The organism is Aminobacter sp. P9b, from assembly GCF_045345995.1.
Classification (GTDB): Bacteria; Pseudomonadota; Alphaproteobacteria; order Rhizobiales; family Rhizobiaceae; genus Aminobacter; species Aminobacter niigataensis.
Genome location: NZ_CP150082.1, coordinates 2,188,147 through 2,209,653 on the forward strand (window position 1 = coordinate 2,188,147; position 21,507 = coordinate 2,209,653).

At 64.5% G+C, this 21,507-nt stretch carries 25 protein-coding genes; 13 read left to right on the top strand and 12 right to left on the bottom strand.

The window, feature by feature from the left end:
* Position 1: 1 nt before the first annotated feature.
* Positions 2–652 carry a ribonuclease HII gene (locus WHT83_RS10780; RefSeq protein WP_406873775.1) on the bottom strand — a complete coding sequence of 217 codons (651 nt, stop codon included), beginning with the start codon at positions 650–652 and terminating at the stop codon, positions 2–4.
* 146 nt (positions 653–798) lie between these two features.
* Positions 799–1,953, bottom strand: coding sequence for a PA0069 family radical SAM protein (locus WHT83_RS10785; RefSeq protein ID WP_108608994.1), 1,155 nt, complete (start codon positions 1,951–1,953; stop codon positions 799–801).
* A 147-nt stretch (positions 1,954–2,100) separates the two neighbouring features.
* On the opposite strand from WHT83_RS10785, the gene WHT83_RS10790 reads away from it, so the two are divergent.
* From WHT83_RS10790 to WHT83_RS10800, 3 genes are all read left to right on the top strand, one after another.
* Positions 2,101–2,625 carry a glycosyl transferase family 2 gene (locus WHT83_RS10790; protein WP_183263669.1) on the top strand — a complete coding sequence of 175 codons (525 nt, stop codon included), beginning with the start codon at positions 2,101–2,103 and terminating at the stop codon, positions 2,623–2,625.
* 132 nt (positions 2,626–2,757) lie between these two features.
* On the top strand, positions 2,758–3,162 hold the full coding sequence (locus WHT83_RS10795; protein ID WP_406873776.1) for a hypothetical protein: 405 nt from the start codon (positions 2,758–2,760) through the stop codon (positions 3,160–3,162).
* Positions 3,163–3,249: 87 nt separating this feature from the next.
* A complete protein-coding gene (locus WHT83_RS10800; RefSeq protein WP_406873777.1) occupies positions 3,250–4,377 on the top strand; it encodes a helix-turn-helix transcriptional regulator in 1,128 nt (375 codons plus the stop codon).
* 12 nt (positions 4,378–4,389) lie between these two features.
* Here WHT83_RS10800 and moaB read toward each other — a convergent pair whose 3' ends face one another.
* The 6 genes from moaB to WHT83_RS10830 form a co-directional block, all read right to left on the bottom strand.
* Entirely contained in the window at positions 4,390–4,941 is a 552-nt protein-coding gene (moaB, locus tag WHT83_RS10805; protein ID WP_108608992.1) for a molybdenum cofactor biosynthesis protein B, read from the bottom strand.
* Between the two features lie 9 nt (positions 4,942–4,950).
* Positions 4,951–5,817 carry a 4-(cytidine 5'-diphospho)-2-C-methyl-D-erythritol kinase gene (locus WHT83_RS10810; RefSeq protein WP_406873778.1) on the bottom strand — a complete coding sequence of 289 codons (867 nt, stop codon included), beginning with the start codon at positions 5,815–5,817 and terminating at the stop codon, positions 4,951–4,953.
* Between the two features lie 10 nt (positions 5,818–5,827).
* Complete coding sequence (locus WHT83_RS10815) at positions 5,828–6,013, bottom strand: NfeD family protein (RefSeq protein WP_108608990.1); 186 nt, start codon at positions 6,011–6,013, stop codon at positions 5,828–5,830.
* Between the two features lie 81 nt (positions 6,014–6,094).
* Positions 6,095–6,961: a S49 family peptidase gene (locus tag WHT83_RS10820; RefSeq protein ID WP_406873779.1), complete on the bottom strand. Its 867-nt coding sequence runs from the start codon at positions 6,959–6,961 to the stop codon at positions 6,095–6,097.
* A 72-nt stretch (positions 6,962–7,033) separates the two neighbouring features.
* The gene (locus WHT83_RS10825; RefSeq protein ID WP_406873780.1) at positions 7,034–7,834 is read right to left on the bottom strand and encodes a tRNA1(Val) (adenine(37)-N6)-methyltransferase; all 801 of its coding nucleotides are present in this window, start codon (positions 7,832–7,834) and stop codon (positions 7,034–7,036) included.
* Entirely contained in the window at positions 7,831–8,055 is a 225-nt protein-coding gene (locus WHT83_RS10830; protein WP_108608987.1) for a DUF2007 domain-containing protein, read from the bottom strand. The genes WHT83_RS10825 and WHT83_RS10830 overlap by 4 nt, the downstream gene beginning before the upstream one ends.
* Before the next feature lie 151 nt (positions 8,056–8,206).
* Between WHT83_RS10830 and WHT83_RS10835 the strand changes: the two genes are divergently transcribed.
* The 4 genes from WHT83_RS10835 to WHT83_RS10850 all read left to right on the top strand — a co-directional run bounded on the left by WHT83_RS10835 (position 8,207) and on the right by WHT83_RS10850 (position 12,925).
* The gene (locus tag WHT83_RS10835; RefSeq protein WP_108608986.1) at positions 8,207–9,223 is read left to right on the top strand and encodes a polyprenyl synthetase family protein; all 1,017 of its coding nucleotides are present in this window, start codon (positions 8,207–8,209) and stop codon (positions 9,221–9,223) included.
* A 181-nt stretch (positions 9,224–9,404) separates the two neighbouring features.
* Positions 9,405–11,408: a tetratricopeptide repeat protein gene (locus WHT83_RS10840; RefSeq protein ID WP_406873781.1), complete on the top strand. Its 2,004-nt coding sequence runs from the start codon at positions 9,405–9,407 to the stop codon at positions 11,406–11,408.
* A gap of 115 nt (positions 11,409–11,523) precedes the next feature.
* Positions 11,524–12,468: a glycine--tRNA ligase subunit alpha gene (locus WHT83_RS10845; RefSeq protein ID WP_406873782.1), complete on the top strand. Its 945-nt coding sequence runs from the start codon at positions 11,524–11,526 to the stop codon at positions 12,466–12,468.
* A gap of 73 nt (positions 12,469–12,541) precedes the next feature.
* Positions 12,542–12,925 (top strand): endonuclease domain-containing protein, encoded by a 384-nt coding sequence (locus WHT83_RS10850; RefSeq protein ID WP_318762306.1) that lies wholly within the window; start codon positions 12,542–12,544, stop codon positions 12,923–12,925.
* A gap of 24 nt (positions 12,926–12,949) precedes the next feature.
* On the opposite strand, the gene WHT83_RS10855 is transcribed toward WHT83_RS10850, so the two are convergent.
* Positions 12,950–13,108, bottom strand: coding sequence for a hypothetical protein (locus WHT83_RS10855; protein WP_318762305.1), 159 nt, complete (start codon positions 13,106–13,108; stop codon positions 12,950–12,952).
* Between the two features lie 200 nt (positions 13,109–13,308).
* Here WHT83_RS10855 and glyS point away from each other — a divergent pair, with 200 nt between their 5' ends.
* Positions 13,309–15,600, top strand: coding sequence for a glycine--tRNA ligase subunit beta (gene glyS, locus WHT83_RS10860; protein ID WP_406873783.1), 2,292 nt, complete (start codon positions 13,309–13,311; stop codon positions 15,598–15,600).
* A 33-nt stretch (positions 15,601–15,633) separates the two neighbouring features.
* Here glyS and WHT83_RS10865 read toward each other — a convergent pair whose 3' ends face one another.
* Together WHT83_RS10865 and WHT83_RS10870 are read right to left on the bottom strand one after the other, a co-directional pair.
* Positions 15,634–16,017 carry a hypothetical protein gene (locus WHT83_RS10865; RefSeq protein ID WP_108608982.1) on the bottom strand — a complete coding sequence of 128 codons (384 nt, stop codon included), beginning with the start codon at positions 16,015–16,017 and terminating at the stop codon, positions 15,634–15,636.
* 95 nt (positions 16,018–16,112) lie between these two features.
* Positions 16,113–16,520: a hypothetical protein gene (locus WHT83_RS10870; RefSeq protein ID WP_406873784.1), complete on the bottom strand. Its 408-nt coding sequence runs from the start codon at positions 16,518–16,520 to the stop codon at positions 16,113–16,115.
* Positions 16,521–16,721: 201 nt separating this feature from the next.
* Here WHT83_RS10870 and WHT83_RS10875 point away from each other — a divergent pair, with 201 nt between their 5' ends.
* The 3 genes from WHT83_RS10875 to WHT83_RS10885 all read left to right on the top strand — a co-directional run bounded on the left by WHT83_RS10875 (position 16,722) and on the right by WHT83_RS10885 (position 19,841).
* On the top strand, positions 16,722–17,660 hold the full coding sequence (locus tag WHT83_RS10875) for an L-threonylcarbamoyladenylate synthase (RefSeq protein ID WP_406873960.1): 939 nt from the start codon (positions 16,722–16,724) through the stop codon (positions 17,658–17,660).
* A 15-nt stretch (positions 17,661–17,675) separates the two neighbouring features.
* The gene (locus WHT83_RS10880; RefSeq protein ID WP_406873785.1) at positions 17,676–19,106 is read left to right on the top strand and encodes an FAD-binding oxidoreductase; all 1,431 of its coding nucleotides are present in this window, start codon (positions 17,676–17,678) and stop codon (positions 19,104–19,106) included.
* Between the two features lie 168 nt (positions 19,107–19,274).
* A complete protein-coding gene (locus WHT83_RS10885) occupies positions 19,275–19,841 on the top strand; it encodes a DUF6101 family protein (protein WP_108608978.1) in 567 nt (188 codons plus the stop codon).
* Here the strand turns inward: WHT83_RS10885 and ubiA are convergent, their stop codons facing one another.
* Positions 19,842–20,825, bottom strand: a complete 984-nt coding sequence (gene ubiA / locus WHT83_RS10890) for a 4-hydroxybenzoate octaprenyltransferase (protein ID WP_406873786.1) — start codon at positions 20,823–20,825, stop codon at positions 19,842–19,844.
* Between the two features lie 100 nt (positions 20,826–20,925).
* Here ubiA and WHT83_RS10895 point away from each other — a divergent pair, with 100 nt between their 5' ends.
* Positions 20,926–21,180, top strand: coding sequence for a type II toxin-antitoxin system prevent-host-death family antitoxin (locus WHT83_RS10895; protein ID WP_183263657.1), 255 nt, complete (start codon positions 20,926–20,928; stop codon positions 21,178–21,180).
* Complete coding sequence (locus WHT83_RS10900; protein WP_406873787.1) at positions 21,177–21,449, top strand: Txe/YoeB family addiction module toxin; 273 nt, start codon at positions 21,177–21,179, stop codon at positions 21,447–21,449. The genes WHT83_RS10895 and WHT83_RS10900 overlap by 4 nt, the downstream gene beginning before the upstream one ends.
* The last annotated feature ends 58 nt before the right edge of the window (positions 21,450–21,507 follow it).

Below are 21,507 nucleotides of genomic sequence, written 5' to 3' on the forward strand. Positions count from 1 at the left end.
TCTAATCCCTGAACGGCGCGAAGGATACGCGATGGATGCGTAGTGCCGCTCCATGCTCGACGATGGCTGCCCGATGGCGGGCAGTCGCATAGCCCATATGCACTTCGAAGCCATAGCGATTGTCGTTCGAGCCGCAGGCCGACATCATCCGGTCGCGCGTCACCTTGGCGACGATCGAGGCGGCGGCGATCGATTGTGAGCGCTGGTCGCCCTTGACCAGGGCGCGGCAAGTGCAGGCGAGGCCGGGCGGCACGTCGCGGCCGTCGGCGAGGGCCGATCTGGCAGTCACAGGCAGGCCCGCCATCGCGCGGCGCATCGCTTCCAGGCTTGCCTTGCGGATGTCGCTGCGGTCGATGCTGTCGGCGGAGACCGAGGCCACGGCGACGCCCAGCGCCTTGCGCAGGACCTCGTCGAACAATGCCTCGCGCTGGGCGGCGGTCAGCCGCTTGGAATCGTCGAGGCCGCCGGGGATGTTATCAGGATCGAGCACGACGGCTGCGGCTACCACGGGGCCGGCAAGCGGTCCGCGCCCGGCCTCATCGAGGCCGGCGCATGGCCACAGGCCTCCCGAGATCGCTTTCGTTTCGAAGGCGAAGTCGGGTTTGTCGATGAACTCGAAGAGGGGCGGAGAATCGGAACGCGGGCGAGCCATAGTGCGGCGATGCTCGCATCGGCTCCGATTCTCCGCAAGACCTTCCCGGCCGATTGGGGCGGCGGCCCGGGAAGGCACCGTCGACTGGCCACGGGGAGAGGCCGGACGGGATCTCGTGCAGCGGGCCAGGCTGGCCCGCGCAATCGTCAGAGCAGCGTTAGCTGCAGCTGATCCTTGGGCGCCGCTTCGAACAGGTCGGTCCTGAGCGGCGTCCGTACGGAGTTGAGGCCCAGGCGCTGGGCGGCGATCTCGAAGCGACGGCCGATCTGCCAGGCATAGGGGCCCTTGCCCTTCATGCGCTTGCCCCACTCGGAATCGTAGTCCTTGCCGTCGCGCATCGAGCGGACCAGCGACAGCACATGGCGGTAGCTGTCGGGGTAATGGCGCAGCAGCCAGTCCTTGAAGATAGGGCTGACCTCGAGCGGCAGGCGCAGGATGACGTAGCCGGCGCCGGTCGCACCGGCGGCCTTTGCGGAATCGAGGATGCGCTCGATCTCCTGGTCGGTGAGTCCGGGAATGATCGGTGCCACCATGACCGAGACAGGAACGCCGGCATCCGACAGTTGCCGGATCGCCTCAAGCCGCTTGGTCGGTGTTGCCGCACGCGGCTCCATGGTGCGGGCCAGCATGCGATCGAGCGTTGTGACCGACAGCGCCACCTTGGCCAGGCCTTTCTCGGCCATGCGGCTCAGGATATCGATGTCTCTGACAACCATCGCCGACTTGGTGACGATGCCGACAGGGTGATTGCGCGCTTCCAGGACTTCGAGGACCTCGCGCATGATGCGCCAGTGCTTTTCGATCGGCTGATAGGGGTCGGTGTTGGTGCCGATGGCGATCGTGCGCGGCTGGTAGCCGTCCTTCGACAGCTCGCGGTCGAGCAGCCGCGCAGCATCGGGCTTGGCGAACAGCTTGGACTCGAAGTCGAGCCCGGCAGAGAGACCCATATAGCTGTGCGTCGGCCTGGCGAAGCAATAGACGCAGCCATGCTCGCAGCCGCGATAGGGATTGATCGAGCGGTCGAAGGAAATGTCGGGCGATTCGTTGCGCGTGATGATGGTGCGCGGCTTCTCGACCTGCACTTCGGTCTTGAACGGCGGCAGCTCCTCGATGGTGCTCCAGCCGTCGTCGAAGACCTGGCGGCTGACCGGCTCGTAGCGACCGGAAGGATTGACGCCGGCACCGCGGCCGCGCCTGCGCTCGTGGTTGATGCGCAGGCCGCTTTCCTCGATCATGGCATTGGCCATCCCGGCTCCGCCGCCCTTGAAGGCAGCAATATCGGCACGCGCAATGGGTTCCATTTCACTGTCTCCCGAAGGGAAAGGCGCCGTCCGTCGATTCGTCCAGCATGAAACTATTCCTATTTCCGAAATGAGAACAAAGCAAGAACTTTGTCGGCCTGGCTGCAAAACTGGCGCTCCGGCCGGCTTTCGGATATGCGGCTAGGGATGTTGAGCGTTCTGATCGAAACCAAAGACGACGAGGAGGGGCTGGCGCGTACGCTGGCCTCGCTGGTCGGCGCCGCCGTAGAGGGCGTGGTGCGCGAGGTGATCGTCTGCGACCTCGGTTCGGCCGACCAGACGCACTATGTCGCCGAGCATGCCGGCTGCGCCTATTTGGCCAGCGGCGGCATCAAGGCCGGCATCGCGCAGGCCAGGAGCGACTGGCTGCTGCTGATCGAGCCCGGTGCCCGCTTGGCCGAAGGCTGGACCGAAGATGCGGTGCGCCACGTCGGCCGGCTGACGATGGCCGCGCGCTTCACGCGGTCAAGGTCAAGCAACCGGCCGTTCTGGGCGCGTGTGACCTCACGACCACGGGCGCTGGAGCAGGGGCTTATCATCACCAGGAAGCAGGCGGCGGTGCAGGCGCGCAACGGCGCCGATGCCGAAGGCATAGCGCGCGGGCTGGCGGTGAAGACGCTCGACGCCGAGATCGTGGTTGCCCAGAAGGGCAATGATTCCTCCCGCCGGTAGCACGTGACGGCTGAACTGCGGAGTTGTATCTCCATTCAGCAGGTCTTTTCGCGCATCCCTCCCGTTTGGGAACTGTAGGCGATCCCCCGAAAAGGTAACGTTCCAAAGTTCTTGGGACTGGTGGGCTGTCTCATGTTTTTCAGTGACGTTGGCGATGAGGCACAGCAGGCGCTGTGGAGGCTGCGTCAGTTGCTTTCATTGTGCGTATTGAAGATTGGCAGTGACCTATCGGTTTCAAACGAGAATGCGAAAAATAAGCCAATCTTGATTTCAAGGTGTGCCACCATGTCTTCGCAGTTTGGAAGGTTGGCAATTTTGACCTTGGCGGCCAGGCGGGATACTATGCGAGAAAGGCCGCCTCGAAATCTGCCGGAGAAGAAATCGGGCAATTTCCGTCTGTTACTGCAGGCTTGTTGCGCAAGCGCCAAGGCGTTGGTACGCAAGCCGCGGGTTTTAGACGCGGTGGGTTGCGTGTCCGGTGAGCGAAAAGGTCTTTCAGGACTTGCGCAAGGATCGGCTGGCGCATCCGACGATTGAACAAATGCTGCGTGTCGCTCCCTGGCGCAGGCGTTTCCTGTGCCGGGTCGACCATGCAGGCCTTCGCCGGAGGGGGCGGCGAAAGGCATGATGGCAAAGCGGAATCTGGATGGCTTCCTGGATCGTCTCTATGAGGCGGCGATCGATGCATCGTGCTGGCCCGCTGCGCTCGCCGAAGCGGTTGACCTGTTTGAATCCCGCAGTGCGCAGATCGGTCACTTGAGCCTCGTCGACCAGCGGCTGTCGTTCGTCATCAGCCACGGCTACGACATCACCCCGGAACGGATCAGGAGCTACGAGGAACTGATGGGCGAGGACCCTCGTCTTGCTCCGTTTGTCGCGCGGCCCTTCGTACCCATGCACTGCCGCATGATCGTTAGCGACGAAGCTTTCCATGCGAGCCGCCTTTACCGGGAGGTGCTGGCGCCGGACGGCATCGAATACACCCTTGGCGTCAATCTGATCGAGGAAGAACAGTCGACGTCGTTTTTCATGATGCTGCGGGGGCCCGACAGGCCGCGCTTCGGCGAGGTGGAATGCGAGATCCTGCGCGAGTTGGTTCCGCATCTTCGGCGGGTCATCAAGCTGCATACGCGCTTCGCCGAAATCGATCTCGACCGGTTGGTGGCGCAAGAGGCGCTCGACAGGCTGCCGCTCGGTGTCGCTGTCGTCAGGGCGAATGCCAGAATTGTCTCGCTCAACCGCATCGCACGCGATCTTGCGATGGCCGGAGATGGATTCTCCATCTTCGCCGGCATGCTGGTGGCCGAACGCCACCCCGATACGCAACGCCTGCAGGCGGCGATTGCGACAGCGGCACGCGGCGATACCAGGCGGTCCCAGGCGCTTACCCTGCGACGGGACAAGGGAGAGCCGCTGCGGCTCCTCGTCTGTCCCTTGTCGGCCAATCGGGTCGGCCAGTCGATTGCCTTGCCCCCGAGCGATCTGGTCATGGTCTTCATCAGCGACCCCGAACAACTCGTGGATGCGCAGTCGGAGCAGCTGCAGCATATGTTTGGCCTGACACGGTCTGAGGCAAGGTTGCTCGAACTACTGGTCGCTGGAGCTACGCTGAAGGTGGCGGCGGGCCGGCTCGACCTGACGCATGAAAGCGCGCGCCAGTATCTCAAGAGCATGTTCGTCAAGACTGGCTCGCACCGGCAAAGCGACCTGATCAGGAAGGTGCTGTCTTCGCCGGTATGGATGCAGCAATGATACCGAAAAGGTTCAGGCGGTCTTGATGCCGCCGCGCCTGAGATGCTCGTCGAGACGCGGCATGATCTCCACGAAATTGCACGGCATGTGGCGGTAGTCGAGCTGCGCCTTGAGGATGCCGTCCCAGGCGTCGCGGCAAGCGCCGGGCGAGCCCGGCAGCACGAAGACGAAGGTGGCGTTGAGCACGCCCCCCGTGGCGCGTGACTGGATCGTCGACGTGCCGATCTTGTCGTAGGAGATGCGGTGGAACACCTCCGAGAAGCCGTCCATGCGCTTCTCGAAGATCGGCTCCAGCGCGTCGGGCGTGACGTCGCGGCCGGTGAAGCCGGTGCCGCCGGTGGTGATGACCACGTCGATCTCGGGATCGAGCGACCAGGCGGTGACGCGGTCACGGATCTTGTCCTTGTCGTCGGTGACGATGTCGCGCGCCTTGAGCACGTGGCCGGCCTCGGTGATGCGGTCGGCCAGCGTCTGGCCCGACTTGTCCTCGGCAAGCGTGCGGCTGTCGGAAACGGTGAGCACCGCGATGCGGACAGGGACGAAGGGGCGGGGTTCGCTTGCCATTTAGGGCTCCTAGGTCCGCGTCATGGTGGCGGTGCTGAACCAGCCGGGGTGTTCGGCTGAGATTACCTCTGCGGCACGCGAAGCGGCAGCAGCACTGCCGAAGATGCCGAAGCAGGTCGCGCCGGAACCGGACATGCGGGCGAAGGCAGTACCCGAGCGGCGAAGCGTCGCCAGAACCTCGGCGATGGACGGTTCGATCGACATCGCAGCGCCTTCCAGGTCGTTGCGGGTCGCGCCGAGCCAGTCGAGCACCGTGTCGGCGCTGTCGAGCGGCGCAAGGGCGGGGTTGTCGCGCGAGGCGAGCGCGCGGAACACCTTGGGCGTCTCCACCGCGACGCCGGGATTGACCAGCACCATCGGCAGGGCCGGGAAGTGCCTGACGGGATCGAGCTCCTCGCCGATGCCCCGGGCGATCAGCGGGTGCCCGGCGATGCACATCGGCAGGTCGGCGCCGAGCGGCAGGGCGAGGCGGGCCAGTGCGGCGGCGTCGGCCGGGATACGCCAGAGGCGGCAAAGCGCGCGCAACGTCGCTGCCGCATCGCTCGAACCGCCGCCGATGCCGGAGGCGACCGGCAGGTGCTTTTCGAGCGTGATCGAAACCGGCTGGGTCGCATGGGCGGGATAAGCCCCACGCAGGGCGTCGCGGGCGCGCAGCACGAGGTTGCCGGCATCGCGCGGAACGCTACCGGCGAAGGGACCGGCGACGAAGAAGCTGTCTTCGCCCGAGGCCGTCACAGTGATGCGGTCGCCGAATTCGGCGAACACGACGAGCGTTTCAAGCAGATGGTAGCCGTCGGCGCGCCGGCCGGTGACATGCAGCGCGAGATTGATCTTGGCCGGGGCGAGTTCGGCGAGCGGAACGCTGTTGAAGGTCACGAGCCGGCTGTCATTCCTTCTCGAGCCGGTACTCGCCGGTCTCGGGATCCTTGACCAGCGTGCCCGAAGCACCGGTCTGGCGCTGGCGCTCGTTGCGCCGGACCTTGGCCGTCACCCGCTCGGCCTCCCTGATGAAGGAGCGATAGCCGATATAGGCGACCACGCCGACAAGCGCGAAAAAGATGAGCTGAGGCATCGTCATTCTCCTCCCTTCGGTTGCCGGTGTTTCCGGCCTGCCGGGATCATTCCCCGATGATAGTCCGCGGTTGCGGCTTTTTCAAAGGCCGAACCGGCTCCACAATGCGCGTTCTTCCGCCGCATCCACCAACCCGGAGGCGGCTGCGCCCACAGCATCGGGCGTCAAGCCCAGGGCCGATGAGCCGAGGCCGAGCCGGCGGCCGAACAGGCCGCGCGGCGCGGTGATCAGCTTGAGTTCGGCCTTGGCGCCGTAGCGGTCCTTGAGCACGGTGCGCATGTCGCCGAGGGAATCGACGAGGCCGAGTTCGAGGCCCTTTTTGCCCGACCAGAACAGGCCGGTGAACATGTCAGGATCGTCCTTGAGCTTGCCGCGGCGACGGTCCTTGACCATGTCGATGAACGTCTCGTGCACTTCGAGCTGCAGCTTCTTCAGCCGCTCGATGTCCTCTGCCTTTTCCGGCTGGAACGGATCGAGCGTCGCCTTGTTCTCGCCCGCCGTATAGACGCGCCGCTCGACGCCGATCTTCTTGATCAGGTCGGTGAAGCCGAAGGAAGCGGAGACCACGCCGATCGATCCGACGATGGAGGAGGGATCGGCGATGATCTCGTCGCCGGCAATCGCAATCATGTAGCCGCCGGATGCGGCGACGTCCTCGACGAAAACCAGCACCTTCTTGTGCTTCTCGGCGGCAAGGTCGCGGATGCGCTTGTAGATCAGCCGCGACTGCACCGGCGAACCGCCGGGCGAGTTGATCGAGATGGCGACGACCGGCGCGCTGGAAATCGAAAATGCCTTTTCGATCAGTCCGGCTGTCGTTGCCAGCGAAAGTGTCTGTCGGAACTGGCCGCCGCCCGACATGATCGCGCCTTGCAGCCTGATAACGGGAATGACGACTTCGCCGCCACGCATCGATCTCGGCAGCAGTCGGCGGAACAGGTTCTTCACGGCTTGGTCTCTCCGGTCTGTGTCATGCGGGATGTATGTATTCTTGCGACATCCGCAATGTTTTCCCGTTGCTCAGTCGCCGAAAAGCGAAGATCGGCCGTTGCTTATATCGTCGGCGCGTTGCGAGAACCTGTCGTCCGCGTCGCGCAGCACCAATGGCGGGCAGAGGGCCAAGGGGGCCCGCGACGCCCGCACGGCGCGCACGATGACGCGTATCGCGGCGGCGTCGGCGCGTGGATGGACCGGCACGATCTCGACCTTGCCGAAGCGGCCGTCCAGGGCGGTGAGGATGGGGGCCAACTGTTCCGGTCGCGCGATGATGGCCAGCCTGCCGCGCGGCTTGACCATGGCAGCGGCACTCCTGATCCAGTTCTCGAACAGCCCGTCTTCCATGACATGCGCCTGCCGCTTCAGCGCATCCGGCGTCGGCCGGTGGTGCGGCGGATTGAAGGGCGGGTTCATGATGACGAAGTCGAGCGAGTCGTCTGCAAGCCCGGCCCTGGCCCGTGCGTTGCCCGACAGCCCCACGTCGGCGACGAGCACCGAGGCGCGTCCGCTCAGTTGCGTGTTGCCGGGATGGGCGAGCGTGGCTGCGGCAAAGGCTGCCATTTCGGAGGTGATCTCGACCAGCAGCACCTCTGCCTGCTTGCAGCGCGAAGCGGCGGCAAGACCGGCAGCACCGGCGCCGGCGCCGAAATCGGCGAGCCGGCCGGCAAATGAGCCCGGTACGGCGGCGGCCAGCATCAACGCATCCATGCCGGCGCGGTGGCCGTTGTCCTTGGGCTGGACCAGCCAGAAGTCGCCGCGATGGAAGGCGTCCACCGTATGCGGCGGCAGGTCCACCTCCCGGGCTGGCGACGGTTCGGCTGTCACTTCTGGCGGATTTCGTTCTCGATGCCGGCGTCGATCAGCAACTGGCGCGCCTCGTCGGCGTCGTCCTCGTCGATCATGATGCGGCGTGGCAGGATGCCGATAGAACCGTCGAGCACGCTCATGTTCTGGTCGGCGACGAAGCAGCCGATGCCGGCATCGCGCAGCAGCGATTCCACGAAGGAGATGATGACGGCGTCGTTGGTGCGGATGAGTTCGATCATGTCGGAGAAATTCGCAGTTTGAGGCGGCGAAGTAAACGCCGCGTGTTGCACCGCGCCAATTCGCCACTTGCGGGTAGAGTGCATGCCGCCTTAGAATCGCCTAAGAGCTACGCGCGCGACCACGCGCCTGTGTAATTTGGGAGTGTTGGCCTTGGGTGTCGTTCTCAACATCGAGAAGGGAAAGCGGGACGCTGCGTCGATCAAGGATTTGATCGACCTGACTTCGGCCGACATGGCCAGGGTCAACGAGCTTATCCTTTCCAAGGCCGGCTCCGATGTCGAGATGATCCCGGAAGTCGCCAACCATCTCATTTCTTCGGGCGGCAAGCGCCTGAGGCCGATGCTGACCTTGGCCGCCGCCCAGATGTTCGGCTACACCGGCGAAAATCACGTCAGGCTCGCCACGTCGGTCGAGTTCATGCACACTGCAACGCTGCTACATGACGACGTCGTCGACGAGAGCGACCTGCGTCGCGGCAAGAAGACTGCGCGTACCATCTGGGGCAACCAGGCGAGCGTGCTCGTCGGCGACTTCCTGCTCGGCCAGGCGTTCCGCATGATGGTCGAGGTCGGTTCGCTCGAGGCACTCGACATCCTGTCCTCGGCCGCATCGATCATCGCCGAGGGCGAGGTCATGCAGCTTGCCGCGGCCAAGAACCTCGAAACCACCGAGGACGAGCATTTCGCCGTCATCAAGGCAAAGACCGCGGCGCTGTTTTCTGCGGCCGCCGAAGTCGGCCCGGTGATCGCAGGCGCGTCGAAGAACGACAAGGCGGCACTGCGCTCCTATGGCATGAATCTCGGCCTTGCCTTCCAACTCATCGACGATGCGCTGGATTATGGCGGTTCGAGCAAGGACCTCGGCAAGAATGTCGGCGACGACTTCCGCGAGGGCAAGGTCACGTTGCCGGTCATCCTGAGCTATCGCCGGGGCACCGCTGCCGAACGTGCTTTCTGGAAGAGCGCGATCGAGGACGGCGCCACCGACGACGCGGCGCTGGAGAAGGCCGTCGGCCTGATGGTGCGGCACGGGGCGATCGCCGACACGATCGGACGCGCCAGCCATTTCGGCGAGATTGCCCGCGACGCGCTGGCTCCGCTCGAGCAGACGCCGCAGAAGGCGGCACTGCTCGACGTCATCGATTTCTGCATAAGCCGCGTCGTCTGAGGCCGCAGACGGCCTTGCGCCCGGCGCCGGACTCGTGAAAACCTTGAGCCGGTTGTCGGATTGTGAAGCAGGTGCGGATTGATGCACGACCCCAAAAAGGCCATGCTTGGCGCAGACAAGCGGTTGCGACCCGGCTTACGGGTGTCATGACGACCGTGGGACCTCACTAGGAAGGACTTTCATGCGGCAGCGACGCGCGATCTGGCTGTTGGGCCTTGCGGCTCTGGCGGGTTTTACCGCCCTGACCCAGCCCGGATATGCCAAACAGCTCACCGAGCCGGTTGAAATCAGCTCGTTTTCCGGGGCTTATCTGGCGGCACGTACCGCCGAAGCCGACGACGATCTGGACAGCGCCATTGCCTATTACAAGCGCGCCTTGGCCTTCGATCCCGAAGACACCGCCCTGCAGCAGAGCGTGATGCTGGCGCTGATCGCGCAAGGCCGCTTCGATGAATCGCTGCCCTATGCCCAGATGCTGAAGACGGTGCCGGACGTCGAGCGCTTCTCGCGCCTGGCGCTGGCTGTCGATACCTTCCGCAAGAAGGATTACGAAGCCGCCCAGAACTGGCTCAAGCTGGCACTCGAATCCGACCTCGACCGCCTGATCACCGGTGTGATGACCGGCTGGGCCAAGCAGGGTGAAGGCAAGGCCGGTGACGGCCTGCAGTTCCTCGACAAGCTCGAGGGACCCGAATGGTACGACCTGTTCAAGACCTACCATCGTGCGCTGATCGCCGAGGCTGCCGGCCAGAAAGACAAGGCCGGCGAGATCTACAAGGCGGCGATCGACAATCTTGGTGCCGGCAGCGCAGCTCCCGAAACCTGGATGCGTGCCGCCGAGGCCTATGCCGGCTTCCTGGCGCGCGGCGGCAAGAAGGCCGAGGCGCTGGCGATCCTCGACCGTGCCGACGAGTTTGCGCCGGGCAAACTGCCGATCTCGTCCTTGCGCGAAAAGATCACCAAGGGCGAGAAGATTGCGCCGCTGGTCTCCGGCCCGAATGACGGTGCCGCCGAAATCCTGCTCAATCTGTCGACCGCGCTCAACCGCGGCGGCGGCGAGCCGTTCGTCAGGCTCTATCTGCAATACGCGCTGGCGCTGAAGCCGGAGAGCGACGAGCTGCTGGTGCAACTCGCGGCGATTGCCGAACAGCAGCAGGATGGCGAGCAGGCGATCGCACTCTATCGCCGCGTGCCGGCAAGTTCGCCGCTCAAGCGGCTGTCGGAACTGCAGCTTGGCCTCAACCTTGCCGACCTGAAGCGCCACGACGAAGCGATCAAGCACCTCAAGGCATTGGTCGACGCCAATCCCGATGACATGCGCGGTTATCTCGCGCTCGGCGGCGTCTATGCCGCGACTGACAACTATCGGGCTGCAGCCGATACCTACGACAAGGCGGTAGGCGTGCTGAAGGCGCCAACCAACGCCAACTGGAACGTCTTCTACCAGCGTGGCATCGCCTACGAGCGGCTCAAGGAATGGCCGAAGGCCGAGCCGAATTTCCGTGAGGCGCTGAAGCTGTTCCCCAACCAGCCGCAGGTGCTCAATTATCTCGGCTATTCGTGGGTCGACATGAACATCAATCTCGAGGAAGGCCTCGGGATGATCAAGCAGGCTGCCGATCTGCGCCCGAGCGACGGCTACATCATCGATTCGCTCGGCTGGGCCTATTATCGTCTTGACCGCTTCGACGATGCCGTGCGCGAACTGGAGCGCGCCGTTTCGCTCAAGCCTGACGATGCGGTTTTGAACGACCACCTTGGCGATGCCTACTGGCGCGCCGGGCGCAGGCTCGAAGCAACATTCCAGTGGAGCCATGCTCGCGACATGAAGCCGGAGCCGAATGTTCTGGCCGACGTCGAACAGAAACTGGCGAAAGGCATGCCGCCGCTGCCGGAGAAGCCCACGGCACTCGAAGCCCCGGCAAAGCCACCATTGGTCAAGCCGGCAGCCCCGGCGACGGACAGCCAGAAGAAGAGCGAGCTTGAAACGCCGGCGCCAGAGCCTGTGATCCAGGCCATTCCCGCTGCCTACAAGGTGCAGCGCGGCCAGTCGCTGTGGTCGATCGCCAACGAGGTGCTGGGCAACGGCGACCGCTATCGCGAACTGCTCGATCTCAATCCCGAACTGCGCGGCGATCCGGCCCGGCTGGCGCCCGGTCAGGAACTGCGTCTGCCGGGTAATTGACCGGCAGCGAAGGCGGCGGCTGAGTGCCGCTGCTTGACCCATATCTTCGGGCGGAATAGGACGGGGCCTCTCTGGCCCCGTTTTGCTGCGGGGCGCCAATGATCGAGCGTTGCCCGTGACCAACACCATGCCTGCCCACATGCACCCCAGCCGCTCGTTCCAGGGGCTGATCCTGACGCTGCACAATTTCTGGGCCGCGCAGGGCTGCATCATCCTGCAGCCATACGACATGGAAGTGGGCGCCGGTACCTTCCATCCGGCGACGACCTTGCGTGCGCTCGGTCCCCGGCGCTGGAACGCGGCTTACGTGCAGCCGTCGCGCCGTCCCAAGGACGGCCGCTATGGCGAGAACCCCAACCGCCTGCAGCATTACTACCAGTATCAGGTGATCCTGAAGCCGAACCCGTCCAACCTGCAGGAACTCTATCTCGGCTCGTTGAAGGCGATCGGCATCGACCCGCTGGTGCATGACATCCGCTTCGTCGAGGACGATTGGGAAAGCCCGACGCTGGGCGCCTGGGGCCTTGGCTGGGAGTGCTGGTGCGACGGCATGGAAGTGTCGCAGTTCACCTACTTCCAGCAGGTCTGCGGCATCGAATGCGCGCCCGTGGCGGGCGAGTTGACCTACGGCCTCGAGCGCCTGGCGATGTATGTGCAGGGCGTCGACAACGTCTACGACCTCAACTTCAACGGCCTCGAGGGCGACGAGAAGGTCACCTATGGCGAGGTCTTCCTGCAGGCCGAGCAGGAATATTCCCGGCACAATTTCGAGCACGCCAACACGGCGATGCTGCTCAGGCATTTCGAGGACGCCGAAGCCGAGTGCAAGGCGCTGCTGGCTGCCGGCGCGCCCGCCGAGGGAGGCAATCTTGCCCAGCACAAGATAGTGTTCCCGGCCTACGACCAGTGCATCAAGGCGAGCCACGTCTTCAACCTGCTCGACGCGCGCGGCGTGATCTCGGTCACCGAGCGCCAGAGCTACATCCTGCGCGTCCGCAACCTGTCAAAGGCGTGCGGCGAGGCCTTCCTGCTGACGGAAGCGGGTGGCCTGGCGGCGTGATAGGTTTTACCTCCCCCTTGATGGGGGAGGTCGCCGCGAAGCGGCGGGTGGGGGTGATGAGGAGGAGGGCTCGATGCCCAAACTCGATCGTTTCCGACTGGAGTCAGCGCGCCGCCTTCGCTCGGCAATGACCGACGAGGAGCGAATTTTATGGAAGCATATTTGGCGGATTCCCGTTGAAGGAACACATTTCCGCAGGCAAGCTTCCTTAGGCATCTATTTCCCTGACTTCATCTCGCATCGGCTGAAGTTGATCATTGAGGTCGACGGCGCTCATCATGGTTTTGATGATCAAAGGCGGCATGATCAAACGCGGACCCTCTGGCTCCAGAGCCAAGGATATCGGGTCATTCGCTTTTGGAATCACGAAGTGAAACAGGAACTGGAAGCAGTTCTGGACACCATCTTTGCGGTCGTCGACGAGCGTCGCAGAGACTTGGCTATCGACGCTCACTGACTGGAAAGACACCCCACCCCGGCGCTACGCGCCGACCCTCCCCATCGAGGGGAGGGTAAAGCTCTCCATCGTCTGCAGTGCCTTGCGCACGCCCGGCATCCTGAATTCGGTCGGGGCCGCCACGTGCATGGCGAGCAGGGCGCTGAGGCTGAGGATCTGGAGCAGGGCGGAGGCGGTTTTCATTGTCGTTCGGCCAATAGGTGTCTGTCTGAGCGTGGGTCGCTCCAGCGCAGCGTTCGGTTCATGGAAATCTTCATCCCAAGGACGATTTCATCGGCCGTGGTCCGACAGCCGGATGGAATTTTGCTCGACGCGCACTGGAGGTGACAGCGGGCACCTGAGTTGCTATGCCGCGCGGACCATTTCCCGCGTGAGCCCGTCCGATGCCCGATCTGCTTTTAGAGTTGCGTTCCGAAGAAATCCCCGCGCGCATGCAGCGCAAGGCGGCGGGCGATCTCAGGAAGATGCTGACCGACGGTCTGGTCGAGGCCGGGCTGACCTATGAGGCGGCGCGCGAATACTGGACGCCGCGCCGGCTGACGCTCGACATCAGGGGGCTGACGGCTCGCTCCAAGGACATTCGCGAGGAACGCAAGGGCCCGAGCACCAAGGCGCCGGAAGCGGCGATCCAGGGCTTCCTGCGCAGCGCCGGCCTCGCCTCGATCTCCGAGGCCCATGTCCACAGCGATCCCAAGAAGGGTGATTTCTACGTCGCCCACATCTCCAAGCCGGGCCGTTCGGCCGAGGAGATCATCGCCGAGCTGATGCCGGCGATCGTCAAGAGCTTCCCTTGGCCGAAGTCGATGCGCTGGGGCCCGGCCTCGGCCAAGCCGGGCAGCCTGCGCTGGGTGCGTCCGCTGCAGTCGATCGTCTGCACCTTCGGTCCCGAGACCGAGGAGCCAGTCGTCATCGACTTCGAGGTCGACGGCATCCGTTCGGGCAACGTCACCTACGGCCACCGTTTCCACGCGCCCGAGGCGATCACCGTACGCCGTTTCGATGATTATGCCGCCAAGCTGGAGGCGGCCAAGGTCGTCATCGACGCTGACCGCCGCAAGGAGATGATCGTCGCCGACGCGCGCAACCTGGCCTTTGCCAGCGGGCTCGAACTGGTCGAGGACGAGGGGCTGCTGGAAGAGGTTTCGGGGCTGGTCGAATGGCCGGTCGTGCTGATGGGCACCTTCGAGGATGCCTTCCTGGAGATTCCGGCCGAGGTGATCCGGCTGACCATCCGTGCCAACCAGAAGTGCTTCGTCACGCGGCCGCAGGGCCAGGAGGATGCGCTCTCCAACCATTTCGTCCTGACCTCGAACATCGAGGCCAAGGACGGCGGCAAGGAGATCGCTCATGGCAACGGCAAGGTGGTGCGCGCGCGCTTGTCGGACGCGCTCTATTTTTGGAACACCGACCAGGGCGACCTGCCCGACCTCGGCACGCTGAAGTCGTCGGCGGAAGCCTTCGGGCTCGACCTCAGGAAGCCGCTCGACCAGCGCATGGCCCGCCTCGACCATCTCGGCGTGACCTTCCACGCCAAGCTCGGCACGCAAGGCGCGCGCGTCCAGCGTATCCGCGGGCTGGCCCGCGCCATTGCGCCGCTGGTCGGTGCCGAACCGAAGCTGGCCGACCGTGCGGCCGTGCTCGCCAAGGCTGACCTGCAGACCGAGGTCGTCGGCGAGTTCCCCGAACTGCAGGGTGCCATGGGCCGCAAATATGCGCTGCTGCAGGGCGAAAGCCCGTCGGTTGCTGCCGCTCTCGAAGAACACTACAAGCCGCAGGGCCCTTCCGACCGCGTGCCGGCAGATCCGGTTTCGGTGTCGGTGGCGCTCGCCGACAAGCTCGACACGCTGGTCGGCTTCTGGACCATCGATGAGAAGCCGACGGGTTCGAAGGACCCCTACGCGCTGCGTCGCGCCGCCCTCGGTATCGTCAGGATCATCCTGTCGGCGCGTGGCAGCCTGCCGTTGCAGGGGCTGTTCGATGCAGCACTTGGGCAGCTCGAGGAGGCCTCCGTCCAGCGCCGGCTGGCGGCGTTCGAAGCCTCGCAGGCGGCGATCGACAGCGGCGACGTCGATGGCGAGCAGGATGTCGACAACGCGCTTGCCGCCTACGAGGCCGAGCTGCGCCAGGAAGTCATCGCAGGTGCCGGCGCGCTCAAGGCCGACCTGCTGGCGTTCTTCCATGACCGTCTCAAGGTCTACCTGCGCGAGCTCGGCGCCCGCCACGACCTGATCGACGCGGTGATCACGCCTGATGCCGACGACCTGTTGACCATCACCCGCCGGGTCGAGGCGCTGGGGCAGTTCCTCGACACCGAGGACGGCAAGAACCTGCTTGCCGGCACCAAGCGGGCGGCGAACATCCTGGCTGCCGAAGAGAAGAAGGGCACGGCCGTTGCCGACGCCGTCGACCCTGGCCTGTTCCGCGAGGAAGCCGAGAAGGCGCTGTTTGCGCCGATGAATCAGGCCATCAGCGAAGCCGGCCAAGCTATACGGAATGAAGACTTTTCCGGCGCCATGCGCGCGCTGAGCGTGCTGCGTGAACCGGTTGATTCATTCTTCGAGAAGGTTCTGGTCAATGACGAGGATCTGGCCGTGCGGGCAAATCGCCTGGCGCTGCTCGCCCGCATCCGTGCGGCGACCGACCAGGTTGCCGATTTCTCCAAGATCGCGGGCTGAGGCGGGGCGGCGCAGAGCCGCCCTCGCATATTGCTAGTCGAGCAGGCGGACCCTGACGCTCTCGCGGTAGACTTCGACCTCGATCAGCGGATCGCCGTGCAAGATGGCGCTGCGGGTCGAATTGCTCATCGCGCCCGGCCGGTTCAACAACTGCTCGAAGCGAGCGCGCTTGGCATTGGTCGTGAACCAGCCGTCGATGTCGTCTTCCTCGTCGGTCTGGATGTGCCGGTGGACGTTGGCGCGATCCTGGCGGACGACCTGGGCTGCGCTGTCGAGCGCATAGCCGTCACTGGCCTGGTGATCCCGTTCCGAGATGCGTGCGACATAGGTGCCGAGCAACTGGTCGGCCTGCGCGGCGCTTGCACCGAGGAAGAGTGCGGCGGCGAGCCCTACCGACGTCAAACGAATTGCCTTCATGGATCAACCCCTTGTCCAAATCTGCGTATGTGCCGTTCGCGCGGCATCGAACGCTGCGCGAACCTGCACATCGACTGGAAGGTGGTCAAGCCAGTCTACTGTGTTTCGACCGGCACTGTTGCTGGATCGACTGCTGCGTCGTCAGACGACGCCGGCAGGGCAGGCTGGCCGCCGGCGGCCTGCTGGGCAGGCGCGGCGGCATCTGCCGAGGCCGGCGCAGGCGATGCCGGTTCCGGCGATGCGCTGCCGACCTCGCCGCCGCGTATGACCATCATTTCGGGGGCCAGTTCGGGGCTGGAGCTCTTGGCGTCGACTGCGGCAACCTTGCCGGTATCGATGCCTGGCATGCCGATCGCGACGATGGCGCCGGATGCCGACTTCGGCACGCCGACGGTGATCGACGACGGGCTGGCCGCGTCGTCTTTGATGACGACGATCGAAGACGCATGGGCCGACCCGGAAGCGACGATGCCGGCAACAAGAAACGCAGCAAACAGGCGCATTTAGCCCTCAGTTTTGAATCAACCTTTGAGGGCAATGTAGCTGGCCGGCGGTTGCAGCCGGCTTGCGAAGATGCCCTGCATTTTAGGCAATGGCTGAATTTGTGGGCCTCGGTCTTGTCGCCCAGCCGGATGCGGGCTAGGGACCGGGGCATTCAACTGGAATGCTATGACGTGGCGGAATTGATCGCAGCGGACAAGGCGATGGACGCGGCACTGGCCCTGCTCCGCGCAGGCGAAGTTGTCGCCATCCCGACCGAGACCGTCTATGGCCTTGCCGGCGACGCCACCAATGGCGAGGCGGTCGCCCGCATCTTCGAGGCCAAGGGCCGCCCGCGTTTCAATCCCCTGATCGCTCATGTCGCCGACATGGCCATGGCCGAGCGCATCGGCGTCTTCGATCCGCTGTCGCGGAGGCTGGCGGAAAAATTCTGGCCCGGCCCGCTGACGCTGGTCGTGCCGCTGCGTGCTGGATCAGGCATTCATCCATTGGTCACGGCCGGTCTCGACACGATTGCACTGCGCATGCCCAAGGGATTTGGCGGCACGCTGATCGCAAGGCTCGGGAGGCCGCTGGCGGCACCCAGTGCCAACACGTCGGGCAAGATCAGTTCGACCAGCGGCGAGGCGGTGGCGAGCGACCTTGGTGGCCGTATTCCGCTTGTCGTCGATGGCGGCGCAACGCCGGTCGGGCTCGAGTCGACGATCGTCAAGGTCGAGGACGGCAAGGTGCGCCTGCTGCGTCCGGGCGGTGTTGCGGCCAGCGAGATCGAAGCGGTAGCTGGCGCGCCCTTGCTGCGTGGTGCCACCGCCGGCATCGAAGCGCCAGGCATGCTTGCCTCGCACTATGCGCCGGGCGCCGCGATGCGGCTCAATGCAGGCAGCGTCGGGGCAGGCGAGGCGCTGCTCGGCTTCGGGCCGAAGCGTGCCGAAGGCTGGCAGCAGGCGCGTGCCTTCTTGAACCTCTCCGAGAGCGGCGACCTGCGCGAAGCGGCGACAAATCTGTTTGCCCATCTTCAGGCGCTCGACCGCAGCGGTGCCGCAATGATTGCCGTCGAGCCGGTGCCATCGGAAGAACTCGGCGAAGCGATCAACGATCGGCTGGCGCGTGCGGCAGCACCCCGTGACAATCCCCACGTCTGAATTTAGCTTCACAAGATGACGCAAAACCTTCCCGGCCTCGATCCCGCGCTCGCCGAGCGCTTTGCCGCCATCGTAGGTGAGCGCTACGCCGTTCGCGCCGAGGCCGACATCGAGCCCTATGTGCATGAGCCACGTGGGCTGTTCACCGGCGCAACCACGCTGGTGCTGCGCCCGGGCAGCGTCGAGGAGGTCAGCGCCATCATGAAGCTCGCTTCGGAGACGCGCACGCCGATCGTGCCGCAGGGCGGCAACACCGGGCTTGTCGGCGGTCAGGTTCCCGACCGTTCAGGTGGCCAGGTCGTGCTGTCGCTGTCGCGGCTCAACCGGATCAGGGAGATCGACCCTGTATCCAATACGGTGATCGCCGAAGCCGGCGTCGTGCTCGACACGCTGCACAAGGCGGCCGACGAGGTCGGCCGGCTCTATCCGCTGTCGCTCGCTTCGCAAGGGTCCTGCCAGATCGGCGGCAACCTGTCGTCCAACGCCGGCGGTACAGGCGTCGTGGCCTATGGCAATGCCCGCGAACTCTGCCTCGGCGTCGAGGTGGTGCTGCCCACCGGCGAGGTGCTGGACGATCTGCGCAAGCTCAAGAAGGACAATACCGGCTACGACCTGAAGAACCTGTTCGTCGGCGCGGAAGGCACGCTCGGCATCATCACCGCCGCCGTGCTGAAGCTCTTCCCGAAGCCGAAGGGGCGCGAAGTCGCCTGGGTCGGCCTGCCGTCGGCCGGGGCGGCTTTGGCGCTGTTCAACATCGCGCAGGACCTTGGCGGAGGGGCGCTTACCGCTTTCGAGCTCATCGGCAGGACTCCGATGAGCTTCGCCATGCGCCACATCCCCGATGCGCGGCCGCCGCTCATGGGCGATTGGCCCTGGGAAGTGCTGATGGAAATCTCGTCGGGCCGTTCGGCCGAGGATGCACGCACGCTGATCGAAGATATCCTGTCTGCCGGTTTCGAGGCCGACCAGGTCGGCGATGCGGTGATTGCCGCGAGCGTCGGCCAGGCGAACGAGTTCTGGCGCCTGCGCGAGATGCTGCCAGAATCACAGAAGCCGGAAGGCGCCTCGATCAAGCACGACATATCGGTGCCCATCGCCGGTATTCCGGCTTTCATCGAGCAGGCGGCAGTGGCTGTTGCCGGAGTGTGTGCCGAGGCGCGGGTGGTCTGCTTCGGCCATATGGGCGACGGCAATCTGCACTACAACATCTCGCAGCCGGTGGGCATGGAAGCTGCGGCGTTCCTCGCCCTGTACCGCGACATGAACAAGGCCGTTCACGACGTGGTCCGCAGCATGAATGGCTCGATCTCCGCCGAGCACGGCATAGGCCAGCTTAAGCGCGACGAGCTGATTGCCACAGCACCTCCGCACGCCATCGAGCTGATGCGCAGGGTCAAGTCGGCGTTCGATCCTGCCGGGATCATGAACCCCGGCAAGACGATTTGAACGTCTCTGGTGGCATTCCGATAACCATCGCCGCGATCAGCAAAATTTAACCGAATTTCTTAAGCGGGGCGGTAAGGCGACCCCGCTAGTGTCCTTCCCAACGAGACCGGGAAAACTGGTCCGGAGAGACCGGAAACCGGCTCTCAGGAGATAACAGGAAGGCACAATATGAACACCGGACTGAAGCCAGTCTGGGCGGGACGCAACATGCGCCTCGACCCGTTCCGCTTGCCGCAGATGGTCAGCTACGCCACGCGTGACGACCTTGGCGACGTCACCTTCACCATCGACCACCGCGGCGCCGTCATCCGCCGGGTATTGGCGCAGAGCGGGCTCCCCGCCATCATCGCACTGCCGGCCCGCGCCTTTCGCGGTGTCGCTGCGCGTGCCATGGAGGACGAGAACCTCAACGTCACGGTGACGCTCGAACTGCTGCACAATGATCCGATGCTGTCGGTGCCGCTGCTGGTTGCCCACGATCTCGACGACGTTGCCGCCGACTGGCGCGCCTGGGCCGACTTCTACAGCCTGCCGATGCTGCTGATCGAGGCGGACGGCATTGCCCGCACGCTCGAGGAGTCGCTCGGTGCGGCGATCAAGACCATGCCGGCGCAGGAACGCCGCAAGGGTCGCGTGTCGCGCATGCGCCGGCCGCGCTTCCTCGCCCGCCGCAAGTCTGGCAATCTCGGCGTGCGCCTCGTCATCGACGGCGAGGAGATCATCGCCCGGGCGTGATCAGATCAGCGGCTTCAGCGCCACCCAGGCGCCGCCGCAAAGCAAGCCGATGAAGATGATCCATCCGACCTGGCCGTTCGACCTGAACAGTCGGAGGCACTGGTCGGGATCGTCGATATCGAGCGACGTGATCTGCCGCGCCATGTGGATGCCGGCGGCAACCAGTCCTGCCAGCGCCGGCATCGGCACCTGCGCGATGGCAAAGGCCGTCGCAAACAGCATCAGCGCCCCGGCGTACAAGCCGACCAGCCACGATTTGGTGTTTTCGCCGAAGAAACGTGCCGTCGACTTCACGCCGACGAGCGCGTCGTCTTCCTTGTCCTGGTGGGCGTAGATCGTGTCGTAGCCGATCACCCACATGACCGATCCGAAATAGAGCAGCACGGCCGGGGCGTCGAGGTCGCCGAACTCGGCCGCCCAGCCCATCAGCGCGCCCCACGAGAAGGCGAGACCCAGAACGAACTGCGGCCAGTTGGTGATGCGCTTCATGAACGGGTAGATCGCGACGATCACCAGCGACGAGATGCCGAGCAGGATGGCGAAGTTGTTGAACTGCAACAGCACGACAAGCCCGACCAGCGCCTGGAGCACCAGGAAGGTCCAGGCCTGCCGGCGCGTGACCTGGCCGGAGGGCAGGGGGCGCGACCGGGTGCGCTCGACCTGCGCGTCGATGCCTTCGTCGACGATGTCGTTGTAGGTGCAGCCGGCGCCGCGCATGGCGACGGCGCCGACGAGAAACAGAAAGAGGAACCAGGGCGATGGCAGCAGCGACATCAGGCTGTCGGCCGGCCTCGCATAGGCGCTCGCCGCCATCGCCGCCGACCACCAGCACGGCCAGAGCAACAGCACCCAGCCGATCGGCCGGTCCCAGCGCGCGAGCTGCGCGTAGGGCCACAGGCCGCGCGGCAAGGCGCGGTAAACCCAATGTCCGCTGGGGGCGTCGGCGACCCGGCCCTGGCCGGCTTTCGATTGGATCTGTTCCATGTGACGGGAGTGCCAGCGAGGCGGTCGGGCGTCAAGCGGCTCCAGCTTGAAGCGGGTGAGATGTACGTATATATGTACAGTGAGAACTTAGGAGGCTGCCGTGGCCTATGTCACGCTTACAGAACTTCGCGCCAACATGGCCAAGCATTTCGACAAGGTCGAGGAAGACCGGACCGAACTGATTGTCACGCGACAGAATCATGAACCTGTGGTGGTTCTTCCTCTTTCCGAGTGGGAGGGCATGAAGGAGACGCTGTATCTCCTCAGCAATCCCGTAAACGCTGAAAGATTGCTGAAGTCCATCGAGGACGCCAATGCCGGCAAGCTCGAAGAGCATGAACTGATCGAGCCGTGAAGGTTCTCTGGACTGCCAAAGGCAGGGAGGACTATCTTTACTGGCAGGAGACGGACGCCAAGATTTTGGTGCGGATCAACGAATTGATCCGGGATACGCGACGTAGCCCGTTCGCTGGCATCGGCAAGCCAGAACCTTTGCGCAACGAAATGTCCGGATGGAGGTCCAGGCGCGTCAATCACGAGCACCGGTTAGTTTATCGGGTGATCGGAACCGGAGAAAACCAGGCGCTTGAAATAGTCGCTTGCCGTTTTCACTATCACCGATAGGCGCGGGGCGCTTGACCTCGTCCCTCTCGACCACTAGCGGGTGCATCAAATTCCGCAT

Coding starts and splice junctions, on each gene's coding strand:
- WHT83_RS10780 (WP_406873775.1), bottom strand. CDS start 652: ATGGCTCGCCCGCGTTCCGATTCTCCGCCCCTCTTCGAGTTCATCGAC.
- WHT83_RS10785 (WP_108608994.1), bottom strand. CDS start 1,953: ATGGAACCCATTGCGCGTGCCGATATTGCTGCCTTCAAGGGCGGCGGA.
- WHT83_RS10790 (WP_183263669.1), top strand. CDS start 2,101: ATGTTGAGCGTTCTGATCGAAACCAAAGACGACGAGGAGGGGCTGGCG.
- WHT83_RS10795 (WP_406873776.1), top strand. CDS start 2,758: ATGTTTTTCAGTGACGTTGGCGATGAGGCACAGCAGGCGCTGTGGAGG.
- WHT83_RS10800 (WP_406873777.1), top strand. CDS start 3,250: ATGATGGCAAAGCGGAATCTGGATGGCTTCCTGGATCGTCTCTATGAG.
- moaB (WP_108608992.1), bottom strand. CDS start 4,941: ATGGCAAGCGAACCCCGCCCCTTCGTCCCTGTCCGCATCGCGGTGCTC.
- WHT83_RS10815 (WP_108608990.1), bottom strand. CDS start 6,013: ATGCCTCAGCTCATCTTTTTCGCGCTTGTCGGCGTGGTCGCCTATATC.
- WHT83_RS10830 (WP_108608987.1), bottom strand. CDS start 8,055: ATGATCGAACTCATCCGCACCAACGACGCCGTCATCATCTCCTTCGTG.
- WHT83_RS10840 (WP_406873781.1), top strand. CDS start 9,405: ATGCGGCAGCGACGCGCGATCTGGCTGTTGGGCCTTGCGGCTCTGGCG.
- WHT83_RS10850 (WP_318762306.1), top strand. CDS start 12,542: ATGCCCAAACTCGATCGTTTCCGACTGGAGTCAGCGCGCCGCCTTCGC.
- WHT83_RS10855 (WP_318762305.1), bottom strand. CDS start 13,108: ATGAAAACCGCCTCCGCCCTGCTCCAGATCCTCAGCCTCAGCGCCCTG.
- glyS (WP_406873783.1), top strand. CDS start 13,309: ATGCCCGATCTGCTTTTAGAGTTGCGTTCCGAAGAAATCCCCGCGCGC.
- WHT83_RS10865 (WP_108608982.1), bottom strand. CDS start 16,017: ATGAAGGCAATTCGTTTGACGTCGGTAGGGCTCGCCGCCGCACTCTTC.
- WHT83_RS10870 (WP_406873784.1), bottom strand. CDS start 16,520: ATGCGCCTGTTTGCTGCGTTTCTTGTTGCCGGCATCGTCGCTTCCGGG.
- WHT83_RS10875 (WP_406873960.1), top strand. CDS start 16,722: ATGGACGCGGCACTGGCCCTGCTCCGCGCAGGCGAAGTTGTCGCCATC.
- WHT83_RS10880 (WP_406873785.1), top strand. CDS start 17,676: ATGACGCAAAACCTTCCCGGCCTCGATCCCGCGCTCGCCGAGCGCTTT.
- WHT83_RS10885 (WP_108608978.1), top strand. CDS start 19,275: ATGAACACCGGACTGAAGCCAGTCTGGGCGGGACGCAACATGCGCCTC.
- ubiA (WP_406873786.1), bottom strand. CDS start 20,825: ATGGAACAGATCCAATCGAAAGCCGGCCAGGGCCGGGTCGCCGACGCC.